Consider the following 23,850-nt stretch of genomic DNA (forward strand, 5'->3'; position numbering starts at 1 on the left):
GTTTGATTTTGCGAGCGATCATCACGATCGCAAAATCTTTTCCGCTATCAGGCGCTAAAACCTGATGTTTTCATCCTTCTGTGGCATCCTTTATCCATAAATTAATTAAAGGCACGGACATTATGGTTCAGATCCCAGAAAACCCACTTATACTCGTCGATGGCTCTTCTTACCTTTATCGGGCGTATCATGCGTTTCCTCCTCTGACCAACAGCGCAGGAGAACCTACCGGCGCAATGTACGGCGTGCTGAATATGCTGCGCAGCCTGATTTTGCAGTATCACCCAACGCATGCGGCTGTCGTCTTTGATGCGAAGGGCAAAACCTTCCGCGACGAATTATTCGAACACTACAAATCTCACCGCCCTCCTATGCCTGACGATCTGCGTGCGCAGATTGAACCGCTGCACGCTATGGTGAAAGCAATGGGGCTGCCTTTGCTGGCTGTCTCGGGCGTTGAGGCTGACGACGTGATTGGCACCCTGGCGCGTGAAGCCGAAAAGGCAGGCCGCCCGGTGCTGATCAGTACCGGTGATAAAGACATGGCGCAGCTTGTGACGCCGGGGATCACGCTGATCAACACCATGACCAACACCATTCTGGGCCCGGAAGAAGTTGTCGCCAAATACGGCGTACCGCCAGAGCTCATTATCGATTTCCTCGCCCTGATGGGAGACACCTCCGATAACATTCCTGGCGTACCGGGCGTGGGCGAAAAAACGGCTCAGGCGCTGCTGCAAGGGCTGGGCGGGCTGGATACGCTATACGCCGAGCCTGAGAAAATTGCCGGGCTTACCTTCCGTGGCGCAAAAACCATGGCCGGAAAGCTCGCCGATAATAAAGAGGTGGCTTACCTCTCCTATCAGCTGGCCACCATCAAAACCGACGTAGAGCTGGAACTTACCTGCGATCGGCTTGAAGTACAGGAACCCGCCGCCGATGAACTGCTTGGCCTGTTCAGGAAGTATGAATTTAAACGCTGGATCACCGATGTGGAAGGCGGTAAATGGCTCCAGGCTAAAGGAGCGAAACCCGCGGCTAAGCCGAAGGAAACCCTCGTCGTAAATGCCGAAGAAGAGGCAGAAGAAGCGGCGACAGCGCTCTCCTTCGATAACTATGAAACCATTCTCGAAGAGTCACAGCTCGTCGCCTGGATTGAAAAGCTGAAAAAAGCACCGGTATTTGCGTTCGATACCGAAACGGACAGCCTTGATAACATTTCTGCCAATATGGTGGGCCTGTCGTTCGCGACGGAGCCGGGTATTGCAGCCTACGTTCCTGTTGCTCACGACTATCTGGATGCGCCAGAGCAGATCTCGCGCGAGCGCGCCTTAGCGCTGCTGAAGCCAATTCTGGAAGACGAGAAAGCGCTGAAAGTCGGTCAGAACCTGAAATTCGACCGCGGCATTCTGCAAAACTACGGTATCGAACTGCGTGGTATTGCCTTCGACACCATGCTGGAATCCTACATTCTGGACAGCGTGGCGGGCCGTCACGATATGGATTCCTTATCGGACCGTTGGCTGAAGCACAAAACCATTACCTTTGAAGAAATTGCCGGTAAGGGCAAAAATCAGCTGACCTTTAACCAGATTGCGCTGGAAGAAGCAGGCCGCTATGCCGCGGAAGATGCTGACGTTACGCTACAGCTGCACCTGAAGATGTGGCCGAAATTGCAGAAGCACGAAGGGCCGCTGAACGTGTTTCAGAACGTTGAGATGCCGCTGGTGCCCGTGCTGTCCCGCATCGAACGCAACGGCGTTAAAATCGATCCAACGGTGCTGCATAACCATTCTGGCGAACTGGCGCAGCGTCTGACGGAGCTTGAACAGAAAGCGCACGAGCTTGCGGGCGAGGCGTTCAACCTGTCGTCACCGAAACAGCTGCAGACCATCCTGTTTGAAAAGCAGGGTATCAAACCGCTGAAGAAAACCCCGGGCGGCGCGCCTTCAACCTCTGAAGAGGTGCTGGAAGAACTGGCGCTGGACTACCCGCTGCCAAAAGTTATTCTGCAATACCGTGGCCTGGCGAAGCTGAAATCGACCTACACCGATAAGCTGCCGCTGATGATCAATCCGAAAACGGGCCGCGTGCATACCTCATATCATCAGGCTGTCGCGGCAACCGGGCGACTTTCGTCGACCGATCCTAACCTGCAAAACATCCCGGTGCGTAATGAAGAGGGCCGCCGTATTCGTCAGGCGTTTATCGCGCCAGAAGATTATCTGATTGTCTCCGCGGACTACTCGCAAATTGAACTGCGCATTATGGCGCACCTGTCGCGTGACAAAGGCCTGCTGACGGCATTTGCCGAAGGGAAGGATATCCACCGGGCGACGGCTGCCGAAGTGTTTGGCCTGCCGCTGGACAGCGTGACAAACGAACAGCGTCGTAGCGCAAAAGCGATTAACTTCGGCCTTATTTACGGTATGAGCGCATTTGGCCTGTCACGCCAGCTCAATATTCCGCGTAAAGAGTCGCAGAAGTATATGGATCTCTACTTTGAACGCTATCCGGGCGTGCTGGAATATATGGAACGTACCCGCGCGCAGGCGAAAGAGAAAGGCTACGTTGAAACGCTGGATGGCCGTCGTCTTTACCTTCCGGACATCAAATCCAGCAACGCGGCGCGCCGCGCTGGCGCTGAACGCGCTGCTATCAATGCCCCGATGCAGGGCACTGCGGCAGACATCATCAAACGTGCAATGATTGCCGTTGATGCCTGGCTGGAAAAAGAGAAACCGCGCGTAAAAATGATCATGCAGGTACACGATGAGCTGGTATTTGAAGTTCATAAAGACGACCTGGAAAAGGTCTCTCAGAAGATCCATGAACTGATGGAAAACAGCATGAAGCTGGACGTGCCGTTGCTGGTGGAAGTGGGTAGCGGCGAAAACTGGGATCAGGCTCACTAAGCGTTATCGGAATAACGCGCGTTTTATGTAAGTAAGCAACATAAGTACGCGCGTTTTGTGACGATCATTAGAATTCCCTATGTAAAGAATGAAAAAAAACTACAAAAAGTGCTTTTTCAGGCGACAAAAAAAGAGTAGAGTTAACGACGTAGGGTACAGAGGTAAGATGTTCTATCTTTCAGACCTTTTACTTCACGTAATCGGATTTGGCTGAATATTTTAGCCGCCCCAGTCAGTAATGACTGGGGCGTTTTTTATTGCGGCAAAGAAAACGTCAGGCAAAAAAAAGCGCGGTCATCGCCGCGCCCATCGTTACTCTGCTTCCGCTTCTGTCGCCGGTTCCAGATCGTTGAACCAGCTGTCGAGTTTCTGACGCAGCTTGTCCACGCCCTGCTTTTTCAGCGAGGAGAACGGCTCAACCTGCACATCACCGTTGAACGCCAGCACCGCTTCGCGAACCATGTTCACCTGCGCTTTGCGCGCGCCGCTCGCCAGCTTATCCGCTTTTGTCAGCAGCACCAGCACCGCAATATCGCTTGCCACTGCCCAGTCAATCATCTGCTGGTCGAGATCTTTCAGCGGATGGCGGATGTCCATCAGCACCACCAGCCCCTTCAGGCACATGCGTTTTTCCAGGTATTCACCCAGCGCACGCTGCCATTTGATCTTCATCTCTTCCGGCACCTGCGCGTAGCCGTAGCCCGGCAGGTCGACCAGGCGTTTGCCTTCAGCCACTTCAAACAGGTTAATCAGCTGGGTACGGCCAGGTGTTTTTGAGGTCCGCGCCAGGTTTTTCTGATTGGTCAGCGTATTCAGGGCGCTGGATTTTCCCGCATTGGAGCGGCCAGCAAATGCCACTTCAATCCCTGTGTCTGAGGGCAGGTGGCGAATATCGGGCGCACTGGTGACAAAATGCGTCTGTTGGTAGTTCCAGGTAGTCACGTGGTCGTCTCCAAAAATCGTAATCTGCGGGGATTATACCTGAATGCGGACAAAAGGCTTTTCCCATCGTCATTGACGTGTGAGCGTAAACCCTGAGAAATGTGAGACATCTGCTCCTGAGGTTATAAGACATTTAAGAGAAATCGCAGGCCTCAAAAATGTCAAACCATTAAAATTCAAAGAGTTGATAGTGAGTAATATTCTGAAAATCCGGTTTTGTACCTTTTCGTTGCTTGTGCGTTTAGTGAAACAAGGTAAAGTGTGCGCCATGGCGAGGATGCCAACAGGATTACGACTTAAGGACAAGGGTCAGGAGCGCCAGGAGGCGAAGACTCAGGATTGTCAGGATGACCGGCGCCTTGGAGGCGTTTTAACAGGAAACGGAACCGTATCACGGACGGTAGCAGCCAAAGGATAAACAGGGTTTGTTGTAGGTAAACAGGGAATGTGTAACCCGTTAAGGGTTGTGAGTCAGGAAAAAAGGCGACAGATTGCTCTGTCGCCTTTTTTCTTTGCTTGCTTTCTGCTAGATTTCGCCGCAATTCTATACTGAAGAAAACGACTTAAAGATAAAACATCATGAAAAAACCGACCTCCGCAGCGGGCGCGAAACGCCCTGCAAAAGCACGCCGCAAAACGCGCGAAGAACTGAATCAGGAAGCGCGCGATCGCAAACGCGATAAAAAACATCGTGGCCATGCTGCGGGCAGCCGTGCTAACGGTGGCGGTGCCGCGGGCGCTTCTGCAAAAGGCAAACAGCAGAAAGATCCTCGTATCGGCAGTAAAACTCCCATTCCACTGGGCGTGACAGACACCCCGGTCACTAAGCAGCACAAACCAAAGAGCGAGAAACCTATGCTTTCACCGCAGGCTGAGCTGGATTTGCTGGAGAACGATGAGCGCCTGGATGCGCTGCTGGAACGTCTTGAAGAGGGTGAAACCCTGACCGCTGAAGAGCAGACATGGGTGGATGCCAAACTGGATCGCATTGACGAACTGATGCAGAAGCTCGGTCTGTCGTACGACGATGAAGAAGACGAAGAGGAAGACGAAAAGCAGGAAGATATGATGCGTCTCCTGAAAGGTGGAAACTAACATTTGCACCCGGCAGGTACGCTTGCCCTGCTTATAACCCTTCCGGTTATATGTTATCTGGTGTGGTTATTCGTTAAACTACGGCGGTTGTCGCGGCGACAGAAGTGGCTGCGCACCCGAATGATGGCCCGCAACGGAGCCAGAACGGGCCGCCGTATACGAACGCGACACCAACGGAAGGAGTGAGCATGTCTGTACCATCTATCGACTGGGATTTGGCCCTGATCCAGAAATATAACTATTCCGGGCCGCGTTATACCTCATACCCCACCGCGCTGGAGTTCTCCGGGGCTTTCGGCGAGGCGGATTTCCAGCAGGCCGTTGCGCGCTATCCGGAACGCCCGCTGTCGCTCTACGTCCATATTCCGTTCTGCCACAAGCTCTGCTACTTCTGCGGCTGCAATAAAATCGTTACCCGCCAGCAGCACAAAGCCGATCGGTACCTCGATGCGCTCGAGCAGGAAATTGTGCATCGCGCACCGCTGTTTAAAGGACGCCTGGTGAGCCAGCTTCACTGGGGCGGCGGCACGCCAACCTACCTGAATAAAGCGCAAATAAGCCGCCTGATGGCGCTGCTGTGCGGCAACTTCACGTTTAACGACGACGCCGAAATCTCGATCGAGGTTGATCCGCGTGAAATAGAGCTGGATGTACTGGATCACTTACGCAAAGAAGGATTTAACCGCCTGAGCATGGGCGTGCAGGACTTCAACAAAGAGGTGCAGCGCCTGGTAAACCGCGAGCAGGACGAAGCGTTTATTTTCGCCTTGCTTAACCATGCGCGTGAGATCGGCTTTACCTCGACCAACATTGATCTGATTTACGGCCTGCCGAAGCAGACGCCGGAGAGCTTCGCCTTCACGCTAAAGCGCGTGGCTGAACTCAACCCGGACCGCCTGAGCGTCTTTAACTATGCGCACCTGCCGACGCTGTTTGCTGCTCAGCGCAAAATCAAAGATGCGGATCTGCCCTCCGCTCAGCAGAAGCTGGACATTTTGCAGGAAACCATCGCATCGCTGACAGAAGCGGGCTATCAGTTTATCGGCATGGATCACTTTGCCCGCCCGGATGACGAGCTGGCGATTGCCCAGCGTGAGGGCGTGCTCCACCGCAACTTCCAGGGCTATACCACCCAGGGCGACACCGATCTGCTCGGAATGGGCGTCTCCGCCATCAGCATGATCGGTGACTGCTATGCCCAGAACCAGAAAGAGCTGAAGCTTTACTACCAGCAGGTAGACGACACCGGCAATGCGCTGTGGCGCGGCATTGCGTTAACCCGCGATGACTGCATTCGCCGCGACGCGATCAAGGCGCTTATCTGCAACTTCCGTCTTGAGTTCAGCGACGTGGAGACGCAGTGGGATCTGACGTTCAGCGATTATTTTGCGGAAGACCTGAAGCTTCTGGCGCCGCTGGCGAAAGACGGGCTGGTGGATGTGTCGGAGAATGCGATTGAGGTCACGCCGAAAGGACGTTTATTGATTCGTAATATCTGCATGTGCTTTGACGCTTACCTTCGGCAGAAAGCGCGTATGCAGCAGTTCTCGCGGGTGATTTAAGGCGCAAAGCCGGGTAAGCGAAGCGCCACCCGGCTTTTCATCTGCAACGCGCTAGCTAAACAGCCCAACCAGCGCCGCGCACAATACCGCAGCTACGGCGGTTTGCGGCGTGTGGCTTTCAGCTGCTCCGCTCGACAGTAAAGACACTAGTGATTCCAGCATGATGGTCCCCCCAAATTTCCGGGCACGATCATACAAAACTCATCGGAACAGTAAAGCGCAAAATAACGACAGTTTGCGCTCAATTAATCATCTTTACACAGCGGTAACGATCACTCCATGCCCAGCTCTTTCAGCTTGCGGGTCAGGGTGTTTCGACCCCATCCCAGCAGGCGAGCCGCTTCCTGCTTGTGTCCCTGCGTATGGCGAAGCGCGGTGGTCAGCAGCGTGCGCTCCATTTCAGGCTGAGCCTCAGAAAGCAGGTTTTGATGACCGGAACGCAGCGCGCGATCCGCCCACTGCGCCAGCAGCGTCGCCCAGCTGTCCGGCAGGGCGTGTCCGGTACTGCTTTCCGGCACGGTGGCTTCAAACAGCTCTGCCGGTAAATCCTGAATCAATACTTCCTGTCCGGCGGCCATCACCGTCAGCCAGCGGCAGGTATTTTCCAGCTGACGCACGTTGCCCGGCCACGCCAGACGGGTGAGGGCAGCATCGGTTTCCGGGTGAAGCTGCTTGGCTTCTACGCCCAGCTCGCGGGCTGCCACCTGCAGGAAGTGGCGTGCCAGGCGCGGAATATCTTCCCGGCGCTCGCGCAGCGGCGGCAGATGAACGCGGATCACGTTCAGGCGATGGAAAAGATCCTCACGGAATTTCCCCTCCTGCACCCGCAGCTCCAGGTTCTGGTGCGTCGCGGCGATAATACGCACGTCCACCTTCACCGGGGCATAGCCGCCCACGCGATAAAACTGGCCATCCGCCAGCACGCGCAGCAGACGGGTCTGGACATCCAGCGGCATATCGCCGATTTCATCGAGGAAAAGCGTGCCGCCGTCCGCCTGTTCAAAGCGTCCCTGACGGATGGTATTCGCCCCGGTAAACGCCCCTTTTTCGTGGCCGAACAGCTCAGATTCAATCAAATCCTTCGGGATCGCCGCCATGTTCAGGGCGATAAAAGGCGCTTTCGCCCGCGGGCTGTGGCGATGCAGGGCGTGAGCCACCAGCTCTTTACCGGTCCCGGATTCGCCATTAATCAATACACTGATGGATGAACGCGACAGGCGGCCGATGATGCGAAACACGTCCTGCATGGCCGGCGCTTCACCGATGATGTCCGTCGTTGGCCCAAAGTCGGGGGCGTTGCGGGGCTGCTGTTGCTCCTGATAGTGGCTGATAGCGCGCTCAACCAGCGCAACGGCTTCGTCAATATCAAACGGTTTTGGCAGGTAATCAAACGCGCCCTGCTGGTACGCGCTGACGGCGGCATCCAGGTCGGAGTGGGCGGTCATTATGATGACCGGAAGCATCGGGTGGCGCTGTTTGATCTGCTTTAAGAGCGCCAGCCCGTCCATCCCCGGCATGCGAATATCCGAGAGCAGCACGTCCGGCGTTTTGGTGGTGAGCGCGTCGAGCACCTCGCTGCCGCTCTCAAACGTCGTGCAGCTTAATCCCGCTCCCGTGAGCGCGCGTTCAAGCACCCAACGGATGGAGCTATCGTCATCGACTACCCAGACTATCCCTCGTTGCATAAACGTCACCTTTATTTTTTAATTGGCAGGAAAACCGAGAACTCGGTATGTCCCGGCCAACTGGTAAATTCAATTTTGCCGGAGTGTTGGTCAATCAGGTTACGGGCAATGGATAAGCCCAGCCCGGTGCCGCCTTCGCGACCGCTGACCATCGGGTAAAAGAGCGTATCCTGCAGCTGCGGCGGAATACCCGGCCCGTTATCTTCCACGTCAATACGTGCCGCCAGGCGATAGCGAACGCCGTGCAGCGTCAGCTGGAACGCGGTGCGGGTACGCAGAATGATTTCGCCACCCTCCGGGCCCAGCGCCTGCAACGCGTTACGCACGATGTTTAGCAGCACCTGCTCAATCTGGTCCGGGTCGTGCGCCAGCTCGGGGAGGCTTGGGTCGTAATCACGCACCAGCGTGACGTTGTCCGGCAGCTCCATCGAGACGAGTTTCACCACCCGCTCAGCGACCTTGTGAATGCTTTCCGATACGTGCATCCCCGGCTGCTGGGGCCCGAGCAGGCGGTCGACCAGATTACGCAGACGGTCCGCCTGCTCAATAATGACGTTGGTATACTCCGCCAGCGCAGGGTCGGGCAGCGCTTTGGTCAGAAGTTGCGCCGCACCGCGTAAGCCGCCCAGCGGGTTTTTGATCTCATGGGCCAGCCCGCGCACCAGGTCGCGCGCCGCAATCTGCTGCGCATGCTGAAGCTGCTCCTGGCTGAGACGACGCTGGTTATCCATCGGCGCCATTTCCAGCAGGATCAGGCCGTCCGGCAGACGCTGTGCCGTGAGGGACAAAATATGAGAGCGTCCGTCGATCACCAGCGTCACTTCGTTATCGGTAAAGCCCTGGCCCGCCTGCAAACTCTCGCGCATCAGGCCGATATTCAGCGAGAAATAGCTCAGCAGTTCCGGCAGCGGCGTGCCAAACAGCTTTCGTGAGCTTTGGGCGAGCAGCTGCTGCGCCGCCGGGTTGGCGTAATGCACCGCCAGCTCGTCGTCGACCAGCAGGATGCTGTTAATCAAAGAATTGAGGATCTGCCCAGCATCGGGCAGCGTGCCAGTTGCCATTCAGCAGTCTCCTGGAGTTGTTGCACTATTTTAGTGCAGTATAGCGTTTTAGAGGTAAAAAGCGCGTGAGATCAGGTTGTTGGTGGAGAAAAAAGCCCATCCGAAGATGGGCTAAAGTTTCCACGGCAACTACCCCCGACGCGAAAGCGCCGGGTAAAACAAATCAATTAAACGCTGTAGTACAGCTCGAACTCAACCGGGTGCGGCGTCATGCGAACGCGGTCGTTTTCTTCGGTACGCAGCGCGATGTAAGCGTCGATAGCTTCATCGGTGAACACGCCGCCAGCGGTCAGGAACTCGCGGTCTGCGTCCAGCGCCTGGAGGGCTTCTTCCAGAGAGCCGGCAACCTGTGGGATCTCTTTCGCTTCTTCTGGCGGCAGGTCGTACAGGTTTTTATCCATCGCTTCGCCCGGGTGGATCTTGTTCTTGATACCGTCCAGGCCTGCCATCAGCAGCGCTGCGAAGCACAGGTATGGGTTAGCCGCCGGATCCGGGAAGCGCACTTCGATACGACGCGCTTTCGGAGATGCCACCACCGGGATACGGATAGAAGCAGAACGGTTACGGGCAGAGTACGCCAGCATTACTGGTGCTTCGTAGCCAGGGACCAGACGCTTGTAGGAGTTAGTGGTTGGGTTCGCCAGGGCGTTGATCGCTTTAGCGTGTTTGATAACACCACCGATGTAGTGCAGCGCCTGCTCGGACAGACCCGCGTACTTGTCGCCAGAGAACAGGTTAGTACCGTTCTTGGACAGGGACATGTGGCAGTGCATGCCGGAACCGTTGTCGCCAAACATTGGTTTTGGCATGAAGGTCGCGGTTTTACCGAAACGGTGCGCAACGTTGTGCACAACGTATTTGTAGATCTGAATCTCGTCCGCTTTTTTTGTCATGGTGTTGAAGCGGGTGGCGATTTCGTTCTGGCCAGCCGTTGCCACTTCGTGGTGGTGCGCTTCAACAACCAGGCCCATCTCTTCCATGATCAGACACATGGTAGAACGGATGTCCTGTGAAGAATCGACCGGAGGAACCGGGAAGTAACCGCCTTTCACGCCTGGACGGTGACCTTTGTTACCACCTTCGTATTTGGTGGAAGAGTTCCATGCGCCTTCGATGTCGTCGATAGCCACGTGGGAACCGGAGATGGTCGCGCCGAAACGGATGTCGTCGAACAGGAAGAACTCTGGCTCTGGCCCGAACAGAACGGTGTCCGCGATGCCGGTAGAACGCAGGTACTCTTCAGCACGTTTTGCGATGGAGCGTGGATCGCGGTCGTAGCCCTGCAGCGTGCCTGGTTCCAGGATATCGCAGCGGATGATCAGCGTAGGCTCTTCGAAGAACGGGTCAATGAGCGCGGTGGTAGCGTCTGGCATCAGAACCATGTCGGATTCGTTAATGCCTTTCCAGCCACCAATGGAGGAGCCGTCAAACATTTTGCCTTCTTCAAAGAATTCGGCGTTCACCTGATGAGCAGGGATAGTGACGTGCTGTTCTTTACCTTTGGTATCGGTGAAGCGCAGATCAACAAACTTCACTTCATGTTCGTTCAGCATCGTCAAAACGTGTTCAGCGGACATACTTAACTCTCCAGATTGGTCATTGTCGTCGTGGTAACGAGGTCTTCAAATCGGCTGGGCTGCCATATTTTTACTGTATTTCTGTAAAGCGAAATCTGTGCCAACTTTTAAAACACCCCCAAAAGGCGTTATCATGCGCACCATAGTGCAGAAGGGCTGCACCACATTGGATTCTTTGCACCATTATAGTGCTTCGATGTGAACATTGAGCACCATATTGGTGCAATTTACGTTAAAGTGCCCTTTTACCGCTCCGTGAAAGCGATCACAAAGCATCTCTGCAATACTTGTTTGCGGGGGATGTTTGTGATCCTGTTTTGTAGTGCGATTAATCCGTGTACAATAACGCGCTATTTCTAAATGCCTGAGGCAAAGTTGTGATCGAAAAATTGCGTAATATCGCCATCATCGCGCACGTCGACCATGGTAAAACTACCCTGGTTGATAAGCTGCTGCAGCAGTCCGGTACGTTTGATGCTCGTGCCGAAACTCAAGAGCGTGTGATGGACTCCAACGATTTGGAGAAAGAGCGTGGGATTACCATCCTCGCCAAAAACACCGCTATCAAATGGAATGACTACCGTATCAACATCGTTGATACCCCAGGGCACGCCGACTTCGGTGGTGAAGTTGAGCGCGTGATGTCCATGGTGGATTCCGTGCTGCTGGTGGTTGACGCATTTGACGGCCCGATGCCGCAAACGCGCTTCGTGACCAAAAAAGCATTTGCCCACGGCCTGAAACCTATCGTTGTTATCAACAAGGTAGACCGTCCAGGCGCGCGTCCTGACTGGGTTGTTGACCAGGTATTCGACCTGTTCGTTAACCTCGACGCGACCGACGAACAGCTGGACTTCCCTATCGTTTACGCGTCTGCGCTGAACGGTATTGCCGGTCTGGATCACGAAGACATGGCTGAAGACATGACTCCGCTGTACCAGACGATTGTTGACCGTGTTCCTGCGCCAAACGTTGACCTGGAAGGCACGCTGCAAATGCAGATCTCCCAGCTCGACTACAACAACTACGTTGGCGTTATCGGCATCGGCCGTATCAAGCGCGGTAAAGTGAAGCCTAACCAGCAGGTCACTATCATCGATAGCGAAGGCAAAACCCGTAACGGTAAAGTCGGTAAAGTACTGACTCACCTGGGTCTTGAGCGTATCGAGAGCGACATCGCTGAAGCTGGCGACATCATCGCCATCACCGGTCTGGGTGAACTGAACATCTCCGACACCATCTGCGATCCGCAGAACGTTGAAGCGCTGCCAGCCCTGTCCGTTGATGAACCAACCGTATCCATGTTCTTCAACGTCAACACCTCTCCGTTCTGTGGTAAAGAAGGTAAGTTTGTTACCTCTCGTCAGATCCTTGACCGCCTGAACAAAGAGCTGGTGCACAACGTTGCGCTGCGCGTTGAAGAAACGGAAGACGCTGATGCCTTCCGCGTTTCCGGTCGTGGCGAACTGCACCTGTCAGTTCTGATCGAAAACATGCGTCGTGAAGGTTTCGAGATGGCGGTTTCCCGTCCGAAAGTTATCTTCCGCGAAATCGATGGCCGTAAACAAGAGCCATTCGAGAACGTGACGCTGGACGTTGAAGAGCAGCACCAGGGTTCTGTAATGCAGGCGCTGGGCGAGCGTAAAGGCGACCTGAAAAACATGAATCCAGATGGCAAAGGCCGCGTACGTCTCGACTACGTGATCCCAAGCCGTGGCCTGATCGGCTTCCGTTCTGAGTTCATGACCATGACGTCCGGTACCGGTCTGCTGTACTCCACCTTCAGCCACTACGACGACGTTCGTCCGGGCGAAGTGGGCCAGCGTAACAACGGCGTACTGATCTCCAACGGTCAGGGTAAAGCGGTTGCGTTTGCGCTGTTCGGTCTGCAGGATCGCGGTAAGCTGTTCCTGGGTCACGGTGCTGAAGTTTACGAAGGCCAGATCATCGGTATTCACAGCCGTTCTAACGACCTGACGGTAAACTGCCTGACCGGTAAGAAACTGACCAACATGCGTGCGTCCGGTACTGACGAAGCAACGGTTCTGGTTCCACCGATCAAGATGACCCTGGAGCAGGCTCTGGAATTCATCGATGACGACGAGCTGGTAGAAGTGACGCCTCAGTCAATTCGTATCCGTAAACGTCACCTGACCGAGAACGATCGTAAACGTGCTATGCGCGGTGCGAAAGAAGAGTAATTCGGTTATGCCGTAGGCCGGGGAAGCGCGTGCGCCACCCGGCAGGTTAAAAAGCCGCTGAGAGATCAGCGGCTTTTTTTATTAAAACGAATAGCGTAATCCCAGGCGAATCCGGTACTGCTCCCGGTTGTAATCTCTCCATCTGTCCAGCCACTGAAGCTCGAGGTACGGCAGCCAGTTTCTGTCGATCCTGTAGCTGAACTTGTTGGTGATTTCCCAGTGATGGTCTTTGCCATTTTTGCTGTGGTAATCATTTACCCGCTGGAAAAAGTGCGGCTCAAAGGTGTAGAAAAACACCTCCGTCACTTTGAAATTCCAGTAGTTAACAAATTCGTGCGTGTCGTTCTTGTCCATCTGCCCGTTATAGTCCGGCGTGTCGTAGTTGTTATGGTTAAAGCGATAGCGGAGCGTCAGGTTGAACCCGTCCGTAAATTTGTAGTTGGTATCTAAATAGACCGCGCCGCCTGAGCCTGCGCTGCTGTCGTTAATCAATCCGCCGGGCTGGAAGGTAAGTTTGTCGGTTGGTTTAAAGAGCGGATACCACCCCTCTATTTCGTTATAGCTGTGCTTTAGCTCATCCCATTTCCCCACGTTATAGGCGTTGGTGAACATCAGCCCCGCGCCCATATCGAAGTTATAGCTGGCGCGCAGGATAACTTCGTGCAGCTCAGAGGCCGTATTGTATGCTTCGCGGGTTTCGACATAAGCCCCGGCAAATACCGGGCAGGACACAGACGACACGATCAGTACAGTGATGATTCTTTTCATAATTTGTCCATGTATCAGGTACAGAAAGGCCTCCCTCCTGATTAACAGGAAGGAAATACTGGCCGGTTTTATTGTTATAAAGTGACTGCTGACGCTTTATTGTTGTTGGTTATCTCAGGGGTATGTGCTGACTCTTTTTTCCGTTTTCCAATCTCCTCAATAATAAAGGCGAAGCGCGCTTCGTTGAGTTTATAAAACAGCCCCATGGTCACGGCGGCAACTATCGCCAGGCCGCACGGCCAGAGGAAAATCAGCTGACGCAGGCCCAGCAGCGTGCCCGCGCTCTGTACCGCATGGGGAACGTAGCCAATCTGGGTCAGCATGATGCCGGGCAGAAAACCGGCGAGCGCCGCGGAGATTTTGCGCGAGAAGGTATAGCCGGTATAAACCGATCCCTCGGCGCGGATGCCGGTTTTCCACTCGCCGTAATCGACGGTGTCCGGCACCAGCGCCCAGTTCAGGCTGTTAACAAACGCGGTGCCGAAAAAGGCCATGCAGGAAAACAGCACGAACAGCAGGGAGCTGGTCCCCCAGAAGAAGTTCAGCACGTCGCCTACCGCCCACAGCGCCAGCCCGCCCAGATAGACCGGCTTCTTGCCAAAGCGCTTCACCGCGCCGGGTACCAGAAACACGCCAATCAGAATGCAGCCCATGCTGAAAAAGCCCATCCACGACAGCAGATGCAGATCGTTCAGCACGTATTGGGTGTAATAGACCTGGATCGCCAGCTTGATGTTAAACGCGGCGAGGGTGCACAGGTTGGCGATACACAGCACCAGCAGCGGCGGATTGCGGAATATCGCGCAAAACGACTTCAGAATACCCGGCTTATGGTGATCGGGCGCGATCTCCACGTAACGCTCTTTTACCCCGCTGTAGCACCACCACATGCAGAACAGGCCGCCGGTGACAAACACCAGCGCGGCCACCAGATAGCCGAGGGAGGGCTGGCTGACGAACAGCGCCTGGATGGGCATAAAGCCGACGGTGCAAAGCAGTAGCCCCACCGTTGCGCCGCCCTGACGCCACGCCGCAAGCTGCGCGCGCTCGTTCGGGTTTTTGGTAATGGCCGGGACCATCGCACCGTAGGCGCAGTTCATCAGGCTGTAGCAGAGGCCAAACATCATGAAGAGCGCGGTGGCGAGGGTCGCTTTCACCGTCAGGCTAAAGTCGTTGGCCATAAACTGCGCCGCGGCGACCAGCGCCACCGGGACGGAGGCGTACAGAATGAATGGCCGGAATTTTCCCCGCGCGCCGATATTACGCCGGGAGTCCAGCAGCACGCCGGTCAGCATGTCGGTGAACGCGGTAAAAAACTTCGCCACCAGGAAAATAATGCCGCCATAGAACGCGGGCATGCCCAGCTCGTCCGTGTAAAACTTCAGCAGATACAACGTGCCAATACAGAGCATCAGATTCGAGCCAAAATCGCCCATCCCGTAGGCGCACTTCTCTCGCAGGCTCAGTTTCAGGGTTAACGGATCAGTATTGTGTGTCATGGTCGATCCTCAGAGCGCCGCGCAGGGGCGCCCTATCACGTCATTTATGCCGTACGTTTGCGCAGTTCGATCTCTTCCACGATGCGCACATACATCTTCTCGTTGAGGTTGTAGAAGCAGCCCATCGCCACAATGGTGATGACCGCCAGCAGGCTCGGATAGATAAAAATCAGCTGCCGCAGCCCCTCAACCGTTCCGGCGGACTGCACCACGTTGGGCACATAGCCGATCTGCGTGAGCATGATCCCCGGGAAGAAGCCCGCCAGCGCCTGCGAGACCTTACGGAAGAAGGTAAAGCCGGTATAGACCGTCCCCTCGGAGCGCACGCCGGTGCGCCACTCGCCGTATTCCACGGTATCGGACACCAGCGCCCAGTTCAGGCTGTTCACGAACGCGGAGCCGAAGAACGCCAGGCAGGAGAACGCCACAAAGCTCACCGAGCCGCCGCCGAAGAAGTAGTTAAGCAGATCGCCCGCTACCCAAATCATCAGCCCGCTGATGTAGACCTTTTTCTTGCCGAAGCGCCGCACCGCGCCGGGCATCATAAAGACGCCGATAAAAATACAGCCCATGCTGAAAAAGCCCATGTATGACAGCAGGATCGGGTCGTTCAGCACGTACTGCGTGTAGTAAACCTGGATGGCGAGCTTGACGTTAAACGCGCCCAGCGTGCACAGGTTGGCGATGCACAGGATAAACAGCGGACGGTTCCCGGCAATGGCGCGAAACGACTGCAGCAGGCCCGGTTTTTGCGCCGGATTAGCAGGCTGCGTCTCGACGTAACGCTCGGTCACGCCCTTGTAGCACCACCACATAAAAAACAGCCCGAACAGCGAGAAAAGCGTGGCGGCAAAGATATAGCCAAGCTGGTCGTTGCCCTCGATAAGGTTCATTACCGGGACAAAGCCCACGGTACAGAGCAGCAGGCCCAGCGTGGCGCCGCCCTGACGCCAGGCGGCCAGCGAGGCGCGCTCGTCCGGGTTTTTGGTAATGGCGGGCACCATCGCGCCGTAAGAGCAGTTCATCATGCTGAAGAACAGGCCGTACAGCATGAACAGCACCGTTGCCATTACCGTTTTGCCGGTTATCTCAAACGGCGTGCCGACGAAGTTGGCAATCGCCAGCAAGGTCACCGGGAAGGCCGCATACAGCACGAACGGGCGAAATTTTCCTTTCGGGCCGATCCTGCGCCGGGAGTCGAGCATGATCCCGGTACCCATATCGGTGAAGGCGGTAAAGAATTTGGCAATCAGGAAGATGATCTCGCCGTAGGCGCCCGGCAGGCCCAGCACGTCGGTGTAAAATTTCAGCAGATACAGCGTGCCGATATCCAGCAGGATGTTAGAGCCGAGATCGCCCATCCCGTAGGCGAGTTTTTCTTTAAACGGCAGGCGCAGGGTTGCCGGATCGGAAGTATGTTGACTCATTATTGTTCTCCGCCTGCCCGCAGGCTTTCCTGCGGGCGAGCCTTATCAGATATGACGCAAGGTGCTAAACAGATCTGCCCATTCGCTTTGCTGGCGATAGAAGACCGGCGGTTTGCCGAGCTGGGCATCAACGGTCACGTCACCGCCCTGGCTGATTTCCCCGGTCCACGCATTCACCCAGCTGTCCTGCGGCAGATAGAGCGTCCAGTCGCGGCGGCCCTCTTCATGAACCGGCGCCACCAGCAGGTCGCGGCCAAACAGATACTGGTATTTCAGCGTGTAGGCGCGCGCGTCGTCCTCGTAGTGCAGGAACAGCGGACGCATCACCGGCAGGCCGCTTTTCGCGTTCTGCGCGACGGCGGCTTTGATATACGGCTTCAGGGTGGTGAATACGTTGGTCATGCGCGCAAAGTGCGCGATGGTTTCAGCGTCGCCGTCGAACTGCCAGTTATCGCCGGGGCGGTTGCCCTCGTGGGTACGCATCATCGGCGTAAAGGCGCTGAAGTCGCACCAGCGCAGCAGCAGTTCCTTGCTGCGCTTCATCTCGAACAGGGTGGTATAGCCGCCGATGTCGCTGTGGTGCAGCCCGTGCCCGGTCATCGCCAGCGACAGCGCCGCCGGTACGACGGACGCCAGACCGTCGTCCAGGCTCCAGTCGACGTTCTGATCTCCCGCCCACATCATTACCGAGTGCTTCTGGCTGCCGGTGTAGCCCGCGCGCATGAAGAACAAAATCTCCCCAAGCTTGCCGGTCTCTTCCAGCGCCTCGTAGTTACATTTCGCCCACAGTGCGGGCCAGGCGTTATGCATAATCTCCGCGCTGACGCCGTTGTGCAGGAAGGTATCGGTCGGCAGATATTCCCCGAAATCGGCCATCCAGCCGCCGCAGCCCAGTTCAATCAGGTTCTTTTTGATGACCTCTTTGTACCAGCCGTAGGCTTCCGGGTTGGTCAGGTCGATAACGCCCGCGTAGAACTCGCCGAATTCGACGTGGTAGTCCTTGCCGTCAGCATCTTTGGTCAGATAGCCGCGTTTGGCCGCCTCTTCGCAAAGGTCTCTGTCGCTGGCGACGTACGGGTTGATATAGGAAAGAAACTGCACGCCTTCCTGCTTCCACTGCGCAATACGCTCGTCGAGCTGCGGATACAGCTCGCTGTTCCACTTCCAGTTCCACATCACGCGTTTACCGAAGGAGGTCATGCGAATGCCCGACCAGTCCTGCGCCCAGATGCCGTTCACCTTTACGCCGCCCTCGCGCATGGCGTCGAGCTTCTGCTGACACACCCCGGTGCCGCCCTGAATACCCAGCGTTACGCCGTCGTAAACCCAGTCCGGCAGCTCTGGCTGTCGCCCCAGCAGGCCGGTAAGTTTTTCCAGCAGATCGACGTAGGTTTCCGCACATTCGAAGCGCAGCGTGGCGTTATTCTCCCAGAACGCCAGCTCGTGAAAGTCCGGCGCGCTGAAGTCGAAGTTCATGTAGCAGCTGTTGTCCACGTGGCAGTAGTACTTCCGGGTGCTCACGAAGGTAGGCTGGGGGAAGAAGGTCCAGTAGTAATCGCCGCCCGCGTTCTCTTTGCAGTCGGCCTGCCAGGTCACGTAGGTCTGCTTATTGCGGCCTACGCCCTGCTCGCTGGTCCACAGCGGGAACGGCTTGCCGCGCAGATCGAAGTACGAGAACTGCTCGCCGCAGCCGTAGATATGCTCCTCCGGCTGCGCCGCCAGCCGCAGCCAGATGCGGTTATGGCAGGTGGCATCATTTTTAAGCTTCAGCTCCAGACGGCCTTCTGCATCCACACCCACCAGCAGCGTGGCGCTCACCGCGTCGCCGCGGGTAAAGCAAATCGCCCAGTCCGCGCTTTGCCGCGTGACGGTCGCGTCCGTCAGGGCAATCTTTTCGTTGAGCTTGTCCTTAATGCTGAAGTTGCCGCGAAACATCTCGATATCGGCCTCGCCCGCGCCGATCCACAGGCAAGGCTCGTCCGTGGTGTGGGACAAAATCAGTCGGTTCTCCCAACTGAGGGTGAAACCATTTTCGTTATTTTTCAGGTCAATATTGTGTAGGGTACGCATAAAAACTCCGTCTTTATTATTTGGCCTGGCTATCCAGTAATCCGGCGGCTACGGCAGGGGCTAAGCCCGGCGCCAGCGGCAGGCGGGGGATCACCAGGCAGTGCAGCAGATGATAAATATCCTGCTTGCCGTCCCAGACTTTGGTGGTCACTTCGTTATTAGTGTCCAGCTCCTGCCACCAGGATCCGTTCTCGTAATCCATCAGGTATTTGATGCAGTAATCCCACCATTTCTGATACCAGGCTTCGTACTGCGCCTCGCCGGTCACGGTGTAGAGGGCGTAGGCCGTACCCATCGCTTCGACGATCGGCCAGCGCACGCGTTCGCGCACGATAGGCTTGCCGTCCCAGCCTACGGAGTAGACAAAACCATCGGCCCCGTCGGGCGCCCAGGCGTCGCGGATGGTGGCGTGGAACAGCCCTTTCGCATCTTCCAGCAGCCACGCCGGCGGGGTTTCAAAGCGCGCCTCCAGCGCGGCGCGCAGGTGCAGCATCAGGCGGCCCCACTCGATCCAGTGCCCCGGCGTGCCGCCGTAGGCGCGGAAGCGGTGGGCGGGGTTATCGATGTTGTAGTCGCGGATCGGGTTCCAGTCGGTGTCGAAATGCTCGTTAACGCGATACTCACCTTTGCGCGCCACGTCGTGAATAATCACCGAGGCGATGCGCAGGGCGCGGTCGAGCCATTTACGATCGTGGGTTACGTCATACACGATGAGGAAGGCTTCCACGGCGTGCATGTTGGCGTTACCGCCGCGGTAATCTTCCGTTTTGCTGAAGGCTTCATCCCATGACTCCAGGCACATCTGCTCCCGTTCGCTCCAGAAGTAGCGCTCAATCACCTCGATGGCGTCGTCCAGCAGCCTTCGCGCCTGCGGATGGCCGGTGGTCACGGCGCTTGCCGCACCGAGCAGCACGAAGAAGTGCTGATAGCCCTGCTTGGAGGCATCCACCACGCCTTCATCGTTAACGCAGGCGTACCAGCCGCCGTGCTGTTTGTCGCGCAGCGGGCCGTTGAGGGCATTGATGCCGTGCTCAACCAGGGCGTACGCGCCGGGACGTCCCATGTTCGCCGCCACCGCGTAAACGTGCAGCATACGGGCGGTGATCCACAGATGCGTGCCCATATCGCTGCGAACCTGTCCGTTATTGCCCAGCCAGCCAAAGCCGGTCGGTACGGCGGCGTTTTTGCCGAAATCAAGAATGCGGTCGGTCTCTTGTTCGAGCCAGCGGTTGTGGCTCAGGGTGTTAAACCATTTCATGTTCGGGTCCTTTCTTAACGGCGAGCCATCATTTCGTCGACGATCTCACCCAGACGCTGCAGTTTTGGTACGGAAATATCGCGGAGCATCAGCCCGGTGTCCGGCAGGCCAATCACCGATGACCAGACGGCGCGTCCGGCTAAAAAGCCCGATGCCCCCGCCTGCATCGCCACGCTCACGGCGCGCGGGAATAGCTTATCGTCCACGCCGGAGGAGAGGATCACCCACGGCATGGCGATGTTCTCGTTCAGCCTCTGCGAGGCCGCCAGCAGCTCCTGCTGCGTGCCTTTGCCAAACAGCGGCATCTCCACTTTGTAGAGGTCGGCACCGCTGTTGCCCAGCTCTTTGGCCGCGTCGATAATCGCCTGCTCGCGGTCAAACGCGGCACCGCGGCGCGGCGGACGCACAACCGGCTCGATAATGCTCAGCAGCCCGCTGTTGTGGCACAGCGTGTTGAACGCCTTCACCATCTCAAGCCGCTGCTGCGGATCTTCATCGCTGCGCCACAGCACCAGCAGCTTCAGCGCCTTGCCGCCGTCGCGTTTCACGGCCTGAGCGTCGATGCTCTTGTCTATCACCACGCTGTCGACGGGAATACCGTTCCCCGGAATAAACTCGTCGGCCGCCACAATCATCGCGCAGCTTTTTGCCACGGCCTGCTGCTCCACAATCTGGCGATAGCAGAACTGCTGGTCGACGAGAATGGCAGAGGCGTACGGGGACAGAATTTTCGCGGCATTGACCTTAAAATCCGTCAGGTGCTGGTCGGTTACCGGCACCGGCGCGCCTGCCGCGGCAAACATCAGGCGCATCGCTTCGCGCTGATCCACGGCCAGCATCGCAAAACCGCCGGAAGGTCGGGTGATATCTTTCAGGGTGTACATCGTCATTCTTCAGTCCTTTCGTATCAGTGTGATTTTTTCAGCCCGGCAGATGCGCGAACCTGTTCAAGAATGGCCGTCCAGTCTTCGCGCCCGCGCCCGGCGGCGCGGGCCTGGCTGTAAACTTCGCGGGAGGCCGCGCCCAGCGGCATCGGCACGTGGAGCTGGTTGGCCACGTCCAGGGCGATCCCCAGATCTTTATGCGCAAGGTCGATCATAAAGGCGGGGGAAAGATCCCCTTTCAGCACCTTATTCGGCCATGAGGTGGTGAAGTGGCCTTTACCCGCCGGCGTGCCGCTCATCACCTTCAGCGCCACCTCAAAGGAGAGGCCGAGGGCTTCACACAGCACGGCCGCCTCGGCGGAGAGGGCGTTCAGGGCGATACTCATGTAGTTATTGATGAGCTTCACGCGGATGCCCATGCCCGGGCCACCGGCGTTAATCAGCTCGTTGCCCATCGCCATTAATAGGGGGGTGGCGCGCTCAACCTGCTGCGCCGTGCCGCCTGCCAGCAGGAGCAGCGTGCCGGCGATGGCATGGTCAGACGTGCGTCCGACGGGCACGTCCATCAGGCTGAAGCCGCGGTCAGCCATGTCGCGGATCAGCGCGTCGGTTTGCAGGGGATGAATGGTCGACATATCAATCACCAGCGCGTCGCGGGATAACCCTTCGCATACGCCGTGCTCGCCGAACAGTACGCTGCGCACCAGGTCGCCGTTGGGCAGCATGGTGATGACGAACTCGGCATCCGTTGCGGCCTGCGCGGGCGTTGCCGCCGCCTTCGCGCCGCTCTCCACCAGGACCTGAACCGCCTGCGGGTTCACATCAAAGACCTGAAGCCGGTGACCTTGCTTCAACAGATTCTTCGCCATTGGCGAGCCCATCTGCCCTAAACCGATAAATGCGATTGCTGACATGCCTCTCTCCTGTCATATCGTGTCAATTTCTGCGCGTTTGTGTTGTCTGTTTTTGATCGTATTTGTAATTTATAGTCAAAAAATTGACAGGGGTCACTTTTTAAACATTTGCTGAAATTAAAATGAAGGCATCAGAAATCGCAGAAGGAATCACCATGACTCGCATTGCTTGTGTCGGCATTACCGTGCTGGATCGCATCTGGTATCTCGATGATTTACCGAAGGTAGGTGGGAAATATGTCGCAAAAGACTATACGGAAGTGGGCGGTGGCCCGGCGGCAACGGCTGCGGTGGCAGCGGCGAAGCTGGGCGCGGAAGTGGAGTTTATTGGCCGGGTGGGGGACGACGATACCGGCCGACGGCTGCTTGCGGAGCTGGGCTCCCTGGGGGTGAATACCCGCTTTACGCGCGTAGTTAAAGGTGCCCGATCGTCACAGTCGGCGGTGCTGGTGGACGCGAGCGGGGAGCGCGTCATTGCGAACTACCCCAGCCCGGATCTCCCTGCTGCGGCAGACTGGCTGCATGAAATCGACTTCTCTCAGTGGGATATTGTGTTAGCGGACGTGCGCTGGCATGACGGGGCAAAACAGGCGTTTACCCTTGCCCGCCAGCGGGGCGTGCCGACCCTGCTTGATGCGGATGTTACCCCGCAGGACATCGCAGAGCTGGTTGCCCTGAGCGACCACGCGGCCTTCTCCGCGCCGGGACTGCGGCGCTTAACGCAGCGGGATGAGGCCGAAGAGGCGCTGAAAAAAGCACAAACGCTCACAAATGGACACGTATACGTCACCCAGGGGCGAGACGGCTGCTTCTGGCTGGAGAACGGCGCGTTATGCCATCAGCCGGGCTTTGAGGTGAACGTCATCGATACCACCGGCGCAGGCGACGTTTTCCACGGCGCGCTGGCGTTCAGCCTGGCCCAGCACTCCGCCGCCGCAGACGCCGTGCGTTTTGCCAGCGCCGTCGCCGCGCTGAAATGTACCAGGCCCGGCGGGCGCGCGGGTATACCCGACTGTGATCAAACCCGCTCTTTTTTGTCACTTTTTGTATAAAATGCGGGGCGTGATGGTTTTCAGAGGACAGCCCATGAGCCTTACCGAACTGACCGGCAACCCGCGCCACGATCGTCTGCTGACGCTGATTGCCGAACGCGGCTATATGAACATTGATGAACTGGCCCAGCTGCTGGATGTGTCGACGCAAACGGTGCGCCGGGATATCCGCAAGCTCAGCGAGCAGGGGCTGATCACGCGGCATCATGGCGGCGCGGGCAGGGCATCCAGCGTGGTAAACACGGCATTTGAGCAGCGCGAAGTCTCGCTTACCGAAGAGAAACGGGCGATTGCCGAAGCGATTGCGGACTATATTCCCGATGGCTCAACCATTTTTATCACTATCGGGACGACCGTGGAGCACGTTGCCCGGGCGCTGCTTAACCATAATCATCTGCGCATCATCACCAACAGCCTTCGGGTGGCGCACATTCTTTATAAGAATCCGCGTTTTGAGGTGATGGTGCCCGGCGGTACGCTGCGCCCGCACAACGGCGGCATTATCGGCCCGGCGGCGACGGCATTCGTGTCCGGCTTTCGGGCGGATTATCTCGTGACCAGCGTGGGGGCGATTGAACACGACGGCGCCATGATGGAGTTTGACGTCAATGAAGCCAGCGTGGTGAAGGCCATGATTGCCCATTCCCGCCACATTTTACTGGCGGCCGATCATACGAAATACCACGCCTCCGCGGCGGTTGAAATCGGCAACGTGGCTCAGGCAACGGCGCTTTTCACCGATGAGCTGCCCGGCCCGGCGCTGCACAACCATCTTAAATCCAGCAAGGTTGAGGTTGTCGAGGTGCATTCAGGAGAAGAGCAGCAGGCTGGCTGATCGTCATATGGCCCGATATTCCGTTTCGGGCCGTTCCTCTCTTTAAGCTGAATCTGGCGCATAGCTAAAGTTTCTCTTTCCCGCTACAGTTAGTTTTCCACGGCG

General features: G+C 56.7%; 18 protein-coding genes. 6 read left to right on the forward strand and 12 right to left on the reverse strand.

All coding sequences use genetic code 11. The features are described from left to right. The first annotated feature begins 122 nt into the window (after positions 1 to 122). Positions 123 to 2,915 carry a DNA polymerase I gene (polA, locus tag HWQ14_RS05300; protein ID WP_176609154.1) on the forward strand — a complete coding sequence of 931 codons (2,793 nt, stop codon included), beginning with the start codon at positions 123 to 125 and terminating at the stop codon, positions 2,913 to 2,915. A 312-nt stretch (positions 2,916 to 3,227) separates the two neighbouring features. Here polA and yihA read toward each other — a convergent pair whose 3' ends face one another. Then, positions 3,228 to 3,857 (reverse strand): ribosome biogenesis GTP-binding protein YihA/YsxC, encoded by a 630-nt coding sequence (yihA, locus tag HWQ14_RS05305; protein WP_148422550.1) that lies wholly within the window; start codon positions 3,855 to 3,857, stop codon positions 3,228 to 3,230. Positions 3,858 to 4,436: 579 nt separating this feature from the next. Between yihA and yihI the strand changes: the two genes are divergently transcribed. Together yihI and hemN are read left to right on the forward strand one after the other, a co-directional pair. Continuing rightward, positions 4,437 to 4,952, forward strand: coding sequence for a Der GTPase-activating protein YihI (yihI, locus tag HWQ14_RS05310; protein ID WP_148422548.1), 516 nt, complete (start codon positions 4,437 to 4,439; stop codon positions 4,950 to 4,952). A 188-nt stretch (positions 4,953 to 5,140) separates the two neighbouring features. Then, complete coding sequence (gene hemN / locus HWQ14_RS05315; RefSeq protein WP_176609155.1) at positions 5,141 to 6,514, forward strand: oxygen-independent coproporphyrinogen III oxidase; 1,374 nt, start codon at positions 5,141 to 5,143, stop codon at positions 6,512 to 6,514. A 51-nt stretch (positions 6,515 to 6,565) separates the two neighbouring features. On the opposite strand, the gene HWQ14_RS05320 is transcribed toward hemN, so the two are convergent. From HWQ14_RS05320 to glnA, 4 genes are all read right to left on the reverse strand, one after another. Further along, positions 6,566 to 6,676: a YshB family small membrane protein gene (locus HWQ14_RS05320; RefSeq protein WP_148422545.1), complete on the reverse strand. Its 111-nt coding sequence runs from the start codon at positions 6,674 to 6,676 to the stop codon at positions 6,566 to 6,568. Between the two features lie 110 nt (positions 6,677 to 6,786). Next, positions 6,787 to 8,199, reverse strand: a complete 1,413-nt coding sequence (glnG, locus tag HWQ14_RS05325; protein ID WP_148422544.1) for a nitrogen regulation protein NR(I) — start codon at positions 8,197 to 8,199, stop codon at positions 6,787 to 6,789. Between the two features lie 11 nt (positions 8,200 to 8,210). After that, positions 8,211 to 9,260 carry a nitrogen regulation protein NR(II) gene (glnL, locus tag HWQ14_RS05330; protein WP_148422543.1) on the reverse strand — a complete coding sequence of 350 codons (1,050 nt, stop codon included), beginning with the start codon at positions 9,258 to 9,260 and terminating at the stop codon, positions 8,211 to 8,213. Positions 9,261 to 9,427: 167 nt separating this feature from the next. After that, a complete protein-coding gene (glnA, locus tag HWQ14_RS05335) occupies positions 9,428 to 10,837 on the reverse strand; it encodes a glutamate--ammonia ligase (RefSeq protein ID WP_040077943.1) in 1,410 nt (469 codons plus the stop codon). A 377-nt stretch (positions 10,838 to 11,214) separates the two neighbouring features. Here glnA and typA point away from each other — a divergent pair, with 377 nt between their 5' ends. After that, positions 11,215 to 13,038, forward strand: coding sequence for a ribosome-dependent GTPase TypA (gene typA, locus HWQ14_RS05340; protein WP_006808726.1), 1,824 nt, complete (start codon positions 11,215 to 11,217; stop codon positions 13,036 to 13,038). A gap of 81 nt (positions 13,039 to 13,119) precedes the next feature. Here the strand turns inward: typA and ompL are convergent, their stop codons facing one another. The 7 genes from ompL to yihU form a co-directional block, all read right to left on the reverse strand. Continuing rightward, positions 13,120 to 13,806 carry a porin OmpL gene (gene ompL / locus HWQ14_RS05345; protein WP_176609156.1) on the reverse strand — a complete coding sequence of 229 codons (687 nt, stop codon included), beginning with the start codon at positions 13,804 to 13,806 and terminating at the stop codon, positions 13,120 to 13,122. 74 nt (positions 13,807 to 13,880) lie between these two features. Next, complete coding sequence (locus HWQ14_RS05350) at positions 13,881 to 15,305, reverse strand: MFS transporter (protein ID WP_176609157.1); 1,425 nt, start codon at positions 15,303 to 15,305, stop codon at positions 13,881 to 13,883. A 44-nt stretch (positions 15,306 to 15,349) separates the two neighbouring features. After that, positions 15,350 to 16,732 (reverse strand): MFS transporter, encoded by a 1,383-nt coding sequence (locus tag HWQ14_RS05355; protein WP_176609158.1) that lies wholly within the window; start codon positions 16,730 to 16,732, stop codon positions 15,350 to 15,352. 45 nt (positions 16,733 to 16,777) lie between these two features. Continuing rightward, complete coding sequence (locus tag HWQ14_RS05360; RefSeq protein ID WP_176609159.1) at positions 16,778 to 18,802, reverse strand: alpha-glucosidase; 2,025 nt, start codon at positions 18,800 to 18,802, stop codon at positions 16,778 to 16,780. Between the two features lie 16 nt (positions 18,803 to 18,818). Next, positions 18,819 to 20,060 (reverse strand): sulfoquinovose isomerase, encoded by a 1,242-nt coding sequence (gene yihS, locus HWQ14_RS05365; RefSeq protein WP_038985317.1) that lies wholly within the window; start codon positions 20,058 to 20,060, stop codon positions 18,819 to 18,821. A gap of 14 nt (positions 20,061 to 20,074) precedes the next feature. Further along, the gene (yihT, locus tag HWQ14_RS05370) at positions 20,075 to 20,950 is read right to left on the reverse strand and encodes a sulfofructosephosphate aldolase (protein WP_176609160.1); all 876 of its coding nucleotides are present in this window, start codon (positions 20,948 to 20,950) and stop codon (positions 20,075 to 20,077) included. 17 nt (positions 20,951 to 20,967) lie between these two features. Then, positions 20,968 to 21,858: a sulfolactaldehyde 3-reductase gene (gene yihU / locus HWQ14_RS05375; protein WP_176609161.1), complete on the reverse strand. Its 891-nt coding sequence runs from the start codon at positions 21,856 to 21,858 to the stop codon at positions 20,968 to 20,970. A 155-nt stretch (positions 21,859 to 22,013) separates the two neighbouring features. Between yihU and HWQ14_RS05380 the strand changes: the two genes are divergently transcribed. Both HWQ14_RS05380 and HWQ14_RS05385 read left to right on the forward strand, forming a co-directional pair. Next, entirely contained in the window at positions 22,014 to 22,910 is an 897-nt protein-coding gene (locus HWQ14_RS05380; protein ID WP_176609162.1) for a sugar kinase, read from the forward strand. 34 nt (positions 22,911 to 22,944) lie between these two features. Further along, positions 22,945 to 23,745, forward strand: a complete 801-nt coding sequence (locus tag HWQ14_RS05385; protein WP_176609163.1) for a DeoR/GlpR family DNA-binding transcription regulator — start codon at positions 22,945 to 22,947, stop codon at positions 23,743 to 23,745. Positions 23,746 to 23,850 lie beyond the last annotated feature (105 nt).

The organism is Enterobacter cloacae (assembly GCF_013375935.1).
Taxonomy (GTDB): domain Bacteria; phylum Pseudomonadota; class Gammaproteobacteria; order Enterobacterales; family Enterobacteriaceae; genus Enterobacter; species Enterobacter pasteurii.